Here is a 14,004-nt window from a genome sequence, read left to right on the forward strand (position 1 = left end):
ATTTCTACGAAGATTCCAATTGTTTTCACCTAAAATTTAGTCTTAAACTTGGACAGAAAGCCAGAAAAATTCCACTATTTCTTTTGCAGCAATTGCCTCTGTTTGAAATAATCTATTTCCATCCCCATCTTTAAAATATCCTACAGACATCAATGCCATGAAGGTATGGGCAAAAAATGTTGAATTTCCTTTTCTAATAGTACCCTTATCCATTTCCATTTCCATGGCTCGTTCAATCGTTTGGTACATTCTGTTTTCAGAAGCATGAACTTGACTTAACTGGTCTTCTGATAAATTAATGGCCGCCTCTTTCATAAAATTTTTCATATCAATATCGATTGTTGCTGATAAATGAATCTCAACAAGCTGTTCAAGCCGTTCTTTAAATGGTTTCGACTGCTCTAAAATTTGTAGGATAGATAGCTTGATACGATCCATCATTGCGATTAATGCAGATGTATATAACTCGCCTTTAGTTGGGTAGTAGTAATAGATAGTCGCCTTTGTTACGTTACAAGCTTTTGCTACATCATCCATCGACACATTTTTGTAGCCCTCTTTAATAAAAAGCCTTGTGGCCGTTTCAAGAACAATATCTTTTGTTGGTTTCGCATTTTCATCATGGCGAGGTCTCCCGAGAACACGCGGTGATTGTTTCATCAAGTTCGCCTCCTTAAATAAAGCATTGTTTTAACACATATTATAACATATTAATATTTCTTGATTGATTAATTAACCTTCTAGTATATATAATTAAGTCACTTACATGAAATGGAGGTCTTTTGATGAAAAAACATCCACTTGAGCAATGGGGCTCAATGGTTGCAAGTAAAAAGGGGCGATTAGTAGCACTAGCTTTTTGGGTGTTATTAGTAGTTGTGCTGTCATTTGCTTGGCCACAAATCAATAGCATAGAAAGCGAGTCGGGCAAAAATTTACCTGACACTGAAATGTCTGAACAAGCGGCAGCGATTATTGCAGAGCAATTTCCTAATGATGCTGGAACACCCTTATTGCTAGTATGGCATCGTGACAGTGGTCTAACATCCGATGATTTTTCAGCAATACAGCGTGTTTACAGCGAGCTTTCGGCAAAGCCATTAGCTCATCAAACTCTTGTCCCACCATTTGACCAAATGCCAACTCAAGCTTTAATGGCTTCTACTTCCGAAAATGGCACCACAATAGTAACACCTGTGTTTTTTGAAAAAGGAGTCGCGACAGATTTGCTACAGGATAGTTTGGATAAACTAACAAAGATCATGGAGCGCTACCAAGTCCAACAAGATAAAGAACTTTCCAGTGATGGACTTCATGTGCGTTATTCTGGACCAGTTGGGATTGCTACAGATGCTGTTAGTTTATTTTCTCAAGCAGATGTAAAACTATTAATAGCAACAGTATTACTTGTTTTAGTATTACTTATTATTATTTACCGTTCACCATTGCTAGCTATTATTCCTTTACTTGTTGTTGGGCTTGCCTATGGTGTTATCAGTCCGACCTTAGGTTTCTTTGCTGACCATGGGTGGATTGATAAGGATTCACAAGCAGTCTCTATTATGACTGTTTTACTTTTTGGTGCGGGGACTGACTATTGTTTATTTTTAATATCTAAATATAGAGAAATTCTCTTTGATGTGGAGGATAAGACTGCCGCTATGAAGCTGGCTGTCAAAGAATCAGGCGGTGCTATTTTAATGAGTGCCTTAACAGTTGTTATTGGTCTAGCTACACTCAGTCTTGCTCATTATGGTGCATTTCAGCGTTTTGCTGTCCCATTTAGCTTTGGCGTGCTGGTGATGGGAATTGCTGCTCTTGTTGTCCTACCAGCTATTCTTGTACTAATAGGGCGCGTCGCTTTCTTTCCATTCATCCCCCGAACAGAGCAAATGGCCACTAAAAAAGGTAAGAAACAACATAAGCCTTCCCATAAGGTTAGCCATAAAATCGGACATTTTGTTACGCATAAGCCATGGATTGTTATCACCATAACGGTAATATTACTGGGAGGATTAGCAGCATTTGTTCCACGTATTCAATATACCTTTGATTTACTGTCATCCTTCCCGAAAGATATGCCGTCTCGAGAAGGTTTTACATTAATAGAAGAAAATTTTTCGCCTGGAGAATTAGCACCTGTGCAATTAGTTATTGATACTGAAGGGGCTAATGTTAATTTACAGCAGCAACTTACAGCAATCTCCTATATTGATGGAGTTGAAGATGTACGAACAGGCGAAAAAAATAATGACATTCAATTATACGAACTCACTTTAAATGCCAACCCATACGCAAAGGAATCATTAGCCCGTATTCCTGATCTTAAAACTAAGGTTATTAAAATTTTGGAGGATCAAGGACTTACTAATGCGGAGAAGCATGTATGGATTGGTGGAGAAACTGCTAGCCAATATGATACAAAACAAATAACTAAGCGTGATGAAACGGTGATCATGCCAACGATGATTGCATTAATCGCATTACTATTGTTTGTCTATTTGCGTTCCATTACAGCTACTATTTATTTATTAGCAACCGTTATTATTTCTTACTTCGGTGCATTAGGCGCTGGATGGTTAATCTTACACCACATCATGGGGGCAGAGGCCATTTCTGGAGCTATCCCACTGTATTCCTTCGTGTTCTTAGTCGCACTCGGAGAAGATTATAATATCTTTATGATTTCGGAAATTTGGAAAAAACGTAAAACAGTCAATCATTTAACAGCTGTAGAAGAAGGTGTAGTTCGGACGGGAAGTGTTATTACATCTGCTGGCCTCATTTTAGCAGGTACATTTGCTGTTCTTGCCACATTACCGATTCAGGTACTTGTACAATTTGGTGTTGTAACAGCGATTGGTGTGCTTCTCGATACATTCATTGTAAGACCATTGCTAGTTCCAGCAATCACAACAGTACTTGGTAAATATGCATTCTGGCCAGGTAAGTTATTTAAAAAAGACGCTTAAAGGATAACACGGATATTAGCATTAGGTATGTAAACTATCATACTAGCTAATATTCGTGTTTTTGTATGATTACTATAAATATTTCTTCATATATATAACTATACGAATTTGACCTATTTTTCTTTCAATTTAAAAGGAGTTGTATGTATGGACTATCAAAAATTACAGCAACGCTTCCCTTCATTAAGCCCCTTTTCCAATAAAACGGATGAAAACTATGTATTTAATTTTAATAATCAGCTCTATGAAATTCCAAAACACACGATAACACAAAGTGAATTAGAGCTATTGCAAATTTTCTCAGGCCCTATTTCTTTGCCAAATGACTATGACCTTGTCTGGTTAGAATACTTAACAGATAAGTCGGATGTTGCTCCTACAGTCCTTCCTATGCACCGTTTAATATTTCTCCACTTTGACAAAGCATTTACAGCACCATCTTTACTACGAAAAGTCTTCGAAGCTTTATTGGGAAAGGATATTCTATTGATATCACTTCATCCCCAATTATTCACCATTATAGAATGTATCGAGGGCAATGAAATATTAAACCTTGCTCATTATCTCGACCCTTTAATAGAGAACATTGAGGTTCATTTTAAAATCTTCGTTTCTGATGTAATACAAGACATTAGCACGACAAAGGAGCGATTTAACTGGTATGTCCAGCTACAACAATCGATTTGGACTTACACAAATAAGCATGTGCTCACACAGCAAGAGCTTTTAGTGCCATACGTAGCTCAGCATACAGAGCCTCAAGCGAAAGATATTTTTATCTCCTCTATCTTAAAAAATGCTACCTCTCAGCCTGATTTACTTCATACAATAAAACAATTAATAGAATACGAAGGTAATATCACATTAGCCTCAAAAAAGTTGTATATGCACCGTAATACACTACAAAATCGCTTAGAAAAATTCCAGCAACTAACACAAAAGGACATTAGGCAATTTTCTCATCGACTAGAGGTTTATCTCGCCATTATTTTCTTGGAGTCACGTTAAGGTCAACTGCACAATTTATACCCCCACCACTGTGCACCATTGCCCTATCGTTCAATTAAGAAGTCATTTACAATGATAGTATGACTTGCAAAGGGGTGTAGCGTGTATGGCGGAACTACGGCTAGAGCACATCTATAAAATATACGATAAAAATGTCCAGGCTGTAACTGATTTTAATTTGCATATTCATGATAAAGAATTCATTGTGTTTGTAGGTCCATCGGGCTGTGGAAAGACTACAACATTACGCATGATTGCTGGTTTAGAGGATATATCCAAAGGGGAACTTTTTATTGATGATGTCTTAATGAATGATGTGGAATCGAAAGATAGAAGTATCGCAATGGTATTCCAAAGCTATGCTTTATATCCGCATATGACCGTCTATGATAATATGGCGTTTAGCTTAAAGCTCCGGAAGGTCGATAAAAAAGAGATTGATCGCCGTGTCAAAGAGGCTGCTAAAATCTTAGGATTAGAGGATTATTTAAAAAGAAAGCCAAAAGCTTTATCAGGTGGACAACGTCAACGTGTGGCTCTTGGCCGTGCTATTGTTAGAGAAGCGAAGGTATTTTTAATGGATGAACCTCTTTCTAATTTGGATGCTAAATTACGTGTGCAAATGCGTGCGGAAATTCAAAAGCTCCATCAACGAATTCAAACAACAACGATCTATGTTACTCATGATCAAACCGAGGCTATGACAATGGCTACACGTCTCGTGGTGATGAAAGATGGGCTTATTCAACAAATTGGGACACCAAAAGAAGTATATAATACACCACATAACATGTTTGTGGCAGGCTTTATCGGTTCACCATCTATGAACCTATTCCATTGTCGACTTACAGAAACGGAGATTCTTTTAGATGGTCAAAGCTTCCCTATCCCTCCCAAGTACTTGCCATTATTACAGAGAAAAAATTATTTAGGGAAAGAAATTGTTATGGGAATACGACCAGAGGATTTACAAATCACTGATATCATTTCCCCTTATGCTTTCAAAGCAACTGTTGATGTTGCTGAATTGCTCGGTGCAGAAACCTTCTTATATTCTTCTTTAGTAACTCAGCCATTTATTGCGCGTGTTCAAGCTGATAGTAATTTTCAACCAACTGAGGTCGTAACGCTCGTTATGAAAGAAGAAAAGATTCATTTCTTCGACCCCGAAACAGAAGAACGGATATAAACAAAACTATAAAAAACGAAGACGATGCTATGAATCTTGATCGTCTTCGTTTTATTTTATTCTATTTTTTCGTTTAGCCACTTTTTTTTGCAATCCTTGAATGATGGTACGTGTTTCGTCTAAATAGTCTATTGTTTGTTCATAGGCACTTGTCACTACCCCCATGAATAAAATATCAATGACAAGCAACTGGGCAAGACGTGATGATGTAGCACCGCTTCTAAAGGTTGCTTCAACATTTGGAGATACATATAAAGAAATATCCGCTAAACTAGAAACTAATGAACTTCCATAGCGTGTTAAACTAATTGTAGTTGCAGGTGTTTCACTAGCTATCTCCAGGATTTTTGCCACTTCATGTGTTTCCCCAGAAAAGGAAATCCCTACTATTACATCCCCCTTCTGCGCATTAACAACCGCAGTAGCTCCTAAGTGTAAATCCATAAATGCCCTACTATTTTTATTAATTCTTAAAAACTTTTGATCTGCATCCATTGCTGTTATACCTGAAGCACCTACACCAAAAAAAATAATTTTGCGTGCTTGCGATAAAGCAGATACCGCACGTTCTAATTCAGCTATATCTATTAAATTAGCTGTTTGTGTTAAAATTTCACTACTTTGTATCGTTACCTTTTCTACAATCGATGGTAATGCTTCATTTGCCTCAATATCTCGATCTACAGTTATCGTATGTTGTAAATCACCAGCAATACGTAATTTCAGCTCTTGAACACCGCTAATATTTAGAGATTTACACAGCCGAATAACAGCCGCACTACTTGTTTGACTAGCTTCTCCTAGTTCAACCGCAGTCATTTTTATTGCCTGTGTTGGATGTGCTAATATATAGCTTGCCACCTTCTTTTCGGAGGGGGGAAGCTTTTCGTGCATTTCAGCAAGCATAATTAAACCAGCATTTATTTTTTCCATTTTTCCAGCCCCATCTCTAGATAAAAGGAGGTTATCCATGCACCTTCTTCATCAATACTTCTTTAGCGCCACCGCTCTACGCACGTGCCCTTCGGATTGAGCGAGTAATTCTGTTGCTTCTTCAATAGTTGTATTCGTCAAGAGCATCACAATCGCAAGCTTTACTTGGAAATTGGTTTGCTCCAGAACTCTTTCAGCCTGACTATAAGTAACACCCGTCACTTCACAGACAATATGTTTGGCACGCTCTCGTAATTTAAAGTTACTAGCATGGACATCCACCATTAAATTTTTATAAACTTTTCCGAGTTTAATCATCGAAGCCGTTGTAATCATATTCAATATTTGTTTATGAGCGGTTGCAGCCTTCAATCTTGTAGAACCTGTTAAAATTTCCGGTCCCGTAATCACCTCAATTTTAATATCAGCGTACTGACTAATAACCGCATGAGCATTACTAACTAAACTAATTGTTTTAGCCCCTTGTTGCTGAGCATAAATTAATGCCCCCTTCACAAAAGGAGTTCGACCACTTGCCGCAATACCGATCACTACATCGCGGTTTGTTAGCTGCTGTTTCTTTAGTTCTGCTTCTCCTAAAGATAGATCATCTTCGGCGCCTTCTATAGCTATCATTACCGCCTCTGATCCTCCAGCCAATATAGCCTGCACAAGCTTCGGGGACGTACTAAATGTAGGTGGACATTCCACCGCATCAAGCAACCCAATACGTCCACTTGTCCCTGCACCTACATAAAATAATCTCCCACCGTTCTTAAGTGCCTGAACAACGGCTATTATAGCTTGTTCAATTGCAGGCAAGACCTTAGCTATTGCTTGCGGTATTTTTTTATCCTCTTCATTCATCAGCTTTACAATTTCAGCAGTGCTCATTAAATCTAAATTTGCCGTATCTGGATGATAGCCTTCAGTCGTCAGTTTTGTCATTCGTTCCATTATGATCAAATCCCCCCATACTATTTTCGTGAATGCTCATCCAAGTTTTCTTTATCGTTCGTTGTAAAGCCTCTGTCATTTGAATTCCCTCATTGAAAAGCCCATTAATAAATGCCCCTATAACAGGTGGTACTTCAGGTTGAATTAATCGATTATGGATTGAAGCTTGTTTCAGCTTCATTTGAAAACACTGAACAAAGTAAAGATTTTCAAATAAGCCTCCGCATAGGACAATGGGCAGGTTTTTTACCTGTGGTTCTTTTATTAACATCGTTTGGATGAATTGAACTAGATGGTGAACTGCCTGTTTGATGATATTCTCCGCCTTAGCATTCTGTTGTTCAGCTAAACGTAACACCGTCCGAGCTAGGGAGGCTATAAGTACACGAGGCTGAGGATGCTCATAAACTTGCGTAATGATGTCAGCAGGATTGGTTAATGATAGCTGATTTAAAATAGTCGCTGTAAACACATCACCATTCATACCAAAAACATCATAATGTTGTGCAATAGCACGCAATGCCTCTTGCCCAATATAGTAGCCACTGCCTTCATCACCTAATAAGTAACCCCATCCTCCGACACGACTAACTTGAAGTTTTTTTGCGATAGCATATACGATGGAACCCGTTCCTGCTATTACAACAACCCCTTGCTTTGTAAAAGTGCCACTAGTAAGCGCAGCTACTGCATCATTGGTAATCGTTATCTGACAGGTGCTAGCAGGGAATAAAAAGCCCAGCCATCGTTCCCATCGATCTTTATCTACTTGTCGATCCCCTCCCGCCACACATAGAAAGACTGTAGAAATATCATTCTTTGTGGCACTAACTTTTTGTAATAGCTGCTCTAGTAGCTGCACAATCTGTTGCCTTACCTCATCTGGTGGCTTTGACTTCATATTTGTTCCTGCTCCTTCAACAATGGCTAGCACTTCTCCTTTTTGTGTACCGATCACTGCCCGAGTTCCCGTACCACCACCATCTACCCCAATAATGTATGGCCTATTTAATGGCACCAGCCGTCAACCCCTCCATAAATTGCTTTGAAGCAATAAAGAATAGTAGAATCATAGGTAACGATGCTAATGTTAGACCTGCAAAGAGCGAGCCCCAATCTGCTGAATGCTCTCCAAAGAGCGACATCATGCCTACTGGTATAGTTCGTTTCATCTTCTCCGTAATAAAAATAAGTGGGAAGAAAAAATCATTCCATGCGGCGATAAAGTTTATAATAACGACTGTACCAAGTGCTGGTCTCATTAACGGTAATACGACATGCCAAAGGATTTTTAAATTCCCTGCTCCATCAATACGAGCAGCCTCCTCAAGTTCATATGGCATCGTTTTAAAAAATCCTGTTAATATTAGCATTGATAATGGAATTCCTGTCGCTGTATTCATTAAAACTAAGGACCATAAAGAGTTAATCAGTCCTAAATCACGCATTAAAATGAAGAGCGGCACAATCCCTAACTTAATAGGAATCATCATACCTAATAAGAAAATAAAGAATAATGCATGATTCCAAGAAAATTTAAAGCGAGCAATATAGAAAGAAGCCAATGAACAAACAACAACAATCAATACAACGGATAAAATGCTCACAAACATACTATTCATAAAATACGTAGTAAATGGAATTTTAGATAATAATGTGCGGTAAGTATCTAAGCTAAAGCTAGTCGGTAAGCCCAATGGATCTTTGTAAATGTCCACACTTTTCTTAAAGGAAGACAAAATCATTAACAAAATAGGGTATAAACTGATGGTCGCCACCGTAAATACAACAAGGTAGTAAAACGGTCGAACCCAAATGGCACTTTGCTTCATATACTCCCCCCCTACATTTGAACATCCTTTTTATTAGCAAAACGTAAAAATAGTGTGGTACAAATTAATATAAAGAGGAATAATACGGTCGCTAAAGCGGACCCTAGACCTATAGCTGTCGCCCCAGAAGCTGTAGAGCTACCAAATGCCAAGCGATAGAAAAATACAGCTAATGTATCTGTTGAGTAATACGGCTCTCCCATGGAGCCTTGCATTGCATAAACAAGTTCAAATGCCTCAAAGGATTGAATAAATGTTAAAATGCCCATGATCATAATCGATGGCACCATTAAAGGTAAATAAATGGTGCGTAATAAGGTAAATCCTTTGGCGCCGTCTAACTTTGCTGCTTCAACTAACTCACTTGGTATCCCCTGAAAACCTGCAAGAAAAATTAAAACGCCAAAACCTAATCCAAACCAACAATTAACTAAAATAATGGCAATTAAAGCTGTTTTAGGATCACCAAGCCATGCTTTTTGTAGGGTTTCCAAACCGAGTTTCTCTAAAATCACATTTAACGTACCGAAATTAGGATTCAGAATGAGCTTCCATAGGAAACCTACTACAATAACCGATAATAATCTGGGTAAAAAGAAAGCTGCCTTAAAAAACTCAGCTCCCTTAATTTTTTGATAAATAATAAACGCAAGAAAAAATGCTAATCCATTCATGACAATCATTTGTAGGATAAAATATAGGACATTATGTTTGAAGGCGTTCCAAAACAGGGAGCCATATGGTTCTGTCGTAAAAAGCGTCACAAAATTTTTGAATCCGATAAAATTTCCGCGAGCCATCCCTTTCCACTCAAAAAAACTATAGGATAATGCTGCTAAAATCGGATAAAGTACAAACATTCCATACAGTATTAACGCAGGAATAGGGAATAGATGGATAGTCCATCTCGCCCAAGATTTCCTTTTTCTTAACGGTGAAGCTGTAGATTCTCTCATAATGAACAGCCGCCCTTTTAATAATATTGTGCCAAGAAGACCCCTACACTCCTTAGTTGGCGCTTCAGGGTCTTGCTTCATGGTTGAATTATTTTTGAAATGGTGCAAACCAAGTTTTAGCGTTTTCCTGCACCTTTGTAGCTACCTCTTCTGGCGTTACTTGGCCTAAATACATACCTTGAAGCTCACTTTCCAGTAAGCTCTTCGTTGTTGGGTCCCCACCCGTGAAATTAGTTACCCACATATATGGTGTTGCTTCATTTGTAGTCGAATTACTAATGTCATTTAGTAATGCATCATCAGAGGTAATGCCCGGAATAGCACTAATCATAGAAAATTCCTTCACAAATAACTCACCAAATTCCTTCGATGTTAAAAACTCTAGGAATAGCTTCGCTGCTTCTTTATTTTTTGAATTTGCATTAATTGCAAATGAGCCGTCTACCCAAGTTGTTACTGTTTTATTGCCCTCTTTTGAAGGAATTGGGAAATAGCCTAACTCTAAATCTGGATTCATTTCTAACACAACAGGAATTTCCCAACTACCTAGCGGAAACATTGCTGCATCTTCTAAAGCAAACAATGTCCGAATATCATCCATTCCTAATCCTTCAGAATTGGCTGGGAAATACTTTTTCAAGTCATTCATTACTTGAAGCGATTCGATAAATTTCGCATCCGTAAAATCTTTTTCTCCCGCAAGTACAGCTTGATAGAAGTCATTTCCTTCATAAATTGCTGGACCTATAATACCGTGTAGCAACGACAATAACCAACCTTCCTTTGTACCCATTGCTATTGGTGTAATACCCTTTTCTAATAATTGATCATTTAATGCTATGAATTCTTCCCATGTAGATGGAACTACAAGATTGTTATCTTCAAAGATCTTTTTATTATAGAAAAATTGAGTTGAGCTTAAATTAATCGGTACACCATATTGATTCCCTTGTTCATCACGAGAAGCCATTAATGCTTCTTCAGGGAATGCACTTAATCCATTTAAATCATTAATTTTCTCAACATAACCTGCTTCAGCAAGCTTTAATCCAGCTGCATATGGCCGTAAGTGAAAAATATCCGGCCCTTCACCAGCCTGTAAAGCTGTATTGAGGACTGTGTTATATTCTGTATTTTTAGTTGGGTTAAATGAAATGTGTATATCAGGATGTTGTTCATTAAATAAAGCAATGACTTTTTCATATTTAGCAACATCCTCTGTCCGCCAACTCCCTATAGTTAGCGAAACTTCTTCTGTTTTCGGTTCCTCCTCCTTGTTAGGTGTTGTGGAGCTCGTTGATTCCTCATCAGAGTTACAGCCTACTAAAGCTACAACGAATAATAAAAGAAACGGTAATAACCATTTACTCTTTTGTCTCATGTCCGTTCCACCCTTCATATCAGTAATTTTTCATAAATCATCGTATGAAGCCTCTCCCGAATGCTTCTCATGTTTGTTTTCCTCCCATAATGCACCGCATTCGTTAGAAAAATAGCAAATCCCTGGTGAACAGGGTCCATCCAAATACTTGTGCCTGTAAATCCTGTATGACCAAATGAGCCCTTGCTCCACCTCCTGCCAAAACAAAATGTTGAATCTTCCCCCATCCATACTTCAAATCCTAATCCTCTATTTCTAAACACTTCTGTATAGGCCAGCTTGAGCCATTGATACGGTATTACATTTTGTTGCCTGGTTCCTACCCAAATTTCCGCATACTTTGCTAAATCCTCTGCACAAGAAAATAAACCTGCACTACCAGCAATTCCATCTAGTAACAGCGCTTTTTCATCGTGTACAATCCCCTGTACAAATTTACCGGATACTCTTTCTGTTGCTGCTGCAAGTCCTCTATTATGCTTCGGTAGTTGAAAACAAGTTCGATGCATGCCCCATGGTATAAAAATTTCTTGCTCTACAAAACCTTTTAGAGACTTTCCAGTTACTTTTTCAATTACCTTTCCTAATAAAATCATTCCTAAATCGCTGTATAACACTTGTTCATTTGGCTGACATACAACTTCACTTGCAAATATCTCCTTCATGATGTCGCGCTTATGATGTCTTTCCACTACCGGGGTTAAGTCTGCCGGCAGACCGGAGCAATGCTGTAGCAAGTGTTGGATTGTAATAGTAGAGAATTTAAACTCTGGTAGGAAAAATTGAATTGGCCTATTTAACATTAATTGATTTTGGCTCATCAACAATAATATTGCTGGTAAAGTTGCAACAATCTTTGTTAGGGAAGCCAAATCAAACAACGTATCGGTTTCAATGGCTAGCTCTCTATCATCTTCACCTGTATAAGCTCCATAACTGCTTGTTAACATCCTTCTTTGCTTCTTTTGAACGATTAATACGGCACCTGGAATTTTCTTTTCTTGCACTAATTCATTGATATATGCATCTATCAAGCAAACACCTCATTGTGTAAATATCTAAATTTTCAGTAAATTTTATTATCATCATATAAAATTAAATGATGAAAAATAACAAAAATCCTAAAATTTTTTTTTAAAATTGAGCAATAAAAAATCCCCACCAAGTAAATGATTACTTAATGGGAATTCTATGAATTATTTAGTTGATTTTTTTAAATCCATTGAAGATGCTGCGCTTTCAACTTTTACACGCTTTAAGAAGAACGCAAGAATTACCGCAATTACTGTTATGCCTGCTGCAATTAAGAAGGAGTGCGTGATTCCATCTAATAGCGCATTTTGCATAATTTGATCTTGCATTTGTTGCATTTGCTCTGGTGTTGGTGCCGCACCTGATTGTGCAGCATTAGCTTTTGCTTCTGCAACTAATTCTTCAGCTTTTACTTTTGTACGATTATTCATAAATGTAACTAGGATCGCACTACCGATTGCTCCTGATACTTGCTGTAATGTATTGTTAATAGCTGTACCATGAGGATTCATAATTTGTGGTAGTTGATTTAACCCGTTTGTCATAATTGGCATCATAACCATTGACATACCGAACATACGAATTGTATACATCGATACGATATATGTGTAACTTGAATCAATTTCTAATTTTGTTAAACCAAATGTTGCAATCGTCGTAATGACTAAACCAGTAATAGCCAGCACTCGTGGACCAAATTTATCGAAAAGCTTACCTGTGATTGGTGACATAATCCCCATTACAAGTGCCCCTGGAAGCATCATCAAGCCTGCTTCAAATGGTTCAATACCACGAATAGATTGCACATAAGCTGGTGTTAAAATCATCCCTGAGAACATCGCCATAGAGACAATGACGGAGATGACAGACCCTAATGCATACATTGGATATTTATAAATACGTAATTCTAACAATGGTTCATCCATTTTCAGCTGTTTAACAACGAAAATAATTAATGCGATGAAACCAACTGTAATTGTGCCATATACCCATGGACTTGACCAGCCTTTATCCCCTGCTGTACTAAAGCCGTATAAAATACCACCGAAGGCAACTGTTGATAAAAGTACTGAAAGGAAATCTAAGTGAACTTCACGTGTCTCCATCACGTTTCTTAATTTCCAAACACCAAATAATAAACTAATTAAAGCAAAAGGAATAATCATTTGGAAAAGCATACGCCAATCATGATGCTCAACAATGTACCCTGATAATGTAGGACCGATTGCTGGCGCCATAATCATAACTAGACCAAATATACCCATCGCAGCCCCACGTTTTTCTTTCGGGAAGCTTGTTAACATAACGTTCATTAAAAGTGGTGACATACTTGATGCACCGGCTGCCTGCACCATACGACCTGCTAGAAGCACACCAAAGTTTGGTGCGAAGCCTGCCATAATTGTACCTATTGTAAAGACGGACATCGCTACTATAAATAGATGTCTATTTTTAAAGCGTGTCACAAAAAATGCTGAAGCAGGAACTAAAATACCGCTTACTAGCATATAACCTGTTGCTAGCCATTGTACCTTTGAATATGTTATTCCAAAATCTTTCATGATTGTTGGTAATGCCACATTCAGCAATGTGTTGTTTAGAAAAGCAACAAAAGCACCCACAAATAGAATAGCTATCATGCCATAAGGGGGCTTCTTCATTGTTTGCTCACTATTCATTTATATCCCTCAATTCTTTCTTGTGTTTTACGATAAAACTTATTTTATACTCGTAGTCTACTTTT

12 protein-coding genes are annotated in these 14,004 nt (G+C 37.9%); 3 read left to right on the forward strand and 9 right to left on the reverse strand.

Annotated elements, in window-relative coordinates:
• Window positions 1-42: 42 nt before the first annotated feature.
• Entirely contained in the window at window positions 43-660 is a 618-nt protein-coding gene (locus ABC382_RS13865; RefSeq protein ID WP_274795335.1) for a TetR/AcrR family transcriptional regulator, read from the reverse strand.
• 125 nt (window positions 661-785) lie between these two features.
• Between ABC382_RS13865 and ABC382_RS13870 the strand changes: the two genes are divergently transcribed.
• The 3 genes from ABC382_RS13870 to ABC382_RS13880 all read left to right on the forward strand — a co-directional run bounded on the left by ABC382_RS13870 (window position 786) and on the right by ABC382_RS13880 (window position 5,169).
• Window positions 786-2,972, forward strand: a complete 2,187-nt coding sequence (locus ABC382_RS13870; RefSeq protein ID WP_312507465.1) for an MMPL family transporter — start codon at window positions 786-788, stop codon at window positions 2,970-2,972.
• A 147-nt stretch (window positions 2,973-3,119) separates the two neighbouring features.
• Window positions 3,120-3,980, forward strand: coding sequence for a PucR family transcriptional regulator (locus tag ABC382_RS13875; protein ID WP_322612098.1), 861 nt, complete (start codon window positions 3,120-3,122; stop codon window positions 3,978-3,980).
• Window positions 3,981-4,086: 106 nt separating this feature from the next.
• Window positions 4,087-5,169, forward strand: a complete 1,083-nt coding sequence (locus ABC382_RS13880; protein ID WP_312507467.1) for an ABC transporter ATP-binding protein — start codon at window positions 4,087-4,089, stop codon at window positions 5,167-5,169.
• A 51-nt stretch (window positions 5,170-5,220) separates the two neighbouring features.
• Here the strand turns inward: ABC382_RS13880 and ABC382_RS13885 are convergent, their stop codons facing one another.
• The 8 genes from ABC382_RS13885 to ABC382_RS13920 all read right to left on the reverse strand — a co-directional run bounded on the left by ABC382_RS13885 (window position 5,221) and on the right by ABC382_RS13920 (window position 13,939).
• Window positions 5,221-6,102: a MurR/RpiR family transcriptional regulator gene (locus ABC382_RS13885; protein WP_274795331.1), complete on the reverse strand. Its 882-nt coding sequence runs from the start codon at window positions 6,100-6,102 to the stop codon at window positions 5,221-5,223.
• A gap of 51 nt (window positions 6,103-6,153) precedes the next feature.
• Entirely contained in the window at window positions 6,154-7,059 is a 906-nt protein-coding gene (murQ, locus tag ABC382_RS13890; protein ID WP_274795330.1) for an N-acetylmuramic acid 6-phosphate etherase, read from the reverse strand.
• On the reverse strand, window positions 7,031-8,077 hold the full coding sequence (locus tag ABC382_RS13895; protein ID WP_274795329.1) for an N-acetylglucosamine kinase: 1,047 nt from the start codon (window positions 8,075-8,077) through the stop codon (window positions 7,031-7,033). Before ABC382_RS13895 ends, murQ begins: the two co-directional genes overlap by 29 nt.
• On the reverse strand, window positions 8,064-8,891 hold the full coding sequence (locus tag ABC382_RS13900; protein WP_322612099.1) for a carbohydrate ABC transporter permease: 828 nt from the start codon (window positions 8,889-8,891) through the stop codon (window positions 8,064-8,066). Before ABC382_RS13900 ends, ABC382_RS13895 begins: the two co-directional genes overlap by 14 nt.
• Before the next feature lie 11 nt (window positions 8,892-8,902).
• The gene (locus tag ABC382_RS13905) at window positions 8,903-9,847 is read right to left on the reverse strand and encodes a carbohydrate ABC transporter permease (RefSeq protein ID WP_274795327.1); all 945 of its coding nucleotides are present in this window, start codon (window positions 9,845-9,847) and stop codon (window positions 8,903-8,905) included.
• 88 nt (window positions 9,848-9,935) lie between these two features.
• Entirely contained in the window at window positions 9,936-11,246 is a 1,311-nt protein-coding gene (locus ABC382_RS13910) for an ABC transporter substrate-binding protein (protein ID WP_404809708.1), read from the reverse strand.
• The gene (locus tag ABC382_RS13915) at window positions 11,243-12,262 is read right to left on the reverse strand and encodes a serine hydrolase domain-containing protein (RefSeq protein ID WP_274795325.1); all 1,020 of its coding nucleotides are present in this window, start codon (window positions 12,260-12,262) and stop codon (window positions 11,243-11,245) included. Before ABC382_RS13915 ends, ABC382_RS13910 begins: the two co-directional genes overlap by 4 nt.
• A gap of 162 nt (window positions 12,263-12,424) precedes the next feature.
• Entirely contained in the window at window positions 12,425-13,939 is a 1,515-nt protein-coding gene (locus tag ABC382_RS13920; RefSeq protein ID WP_412926939.1) for a DHA2 family efflux MFS transporter permease subunit, read from the reverse strand.
• Window positions 13,940-14,004 lie beyond the last annotated feature (65 nt).

The sequence above is a fragment of the Lysinibacillus phoenicis genome, assembly GCF_047238325.1.
In the GTDB taxonomy this organism is placed as follows: Bacteria; Bacillota; Bacilli; order Bacillales_A; family Planococcaceae; genus Lysinibacillus; species Lysinibacillus irui.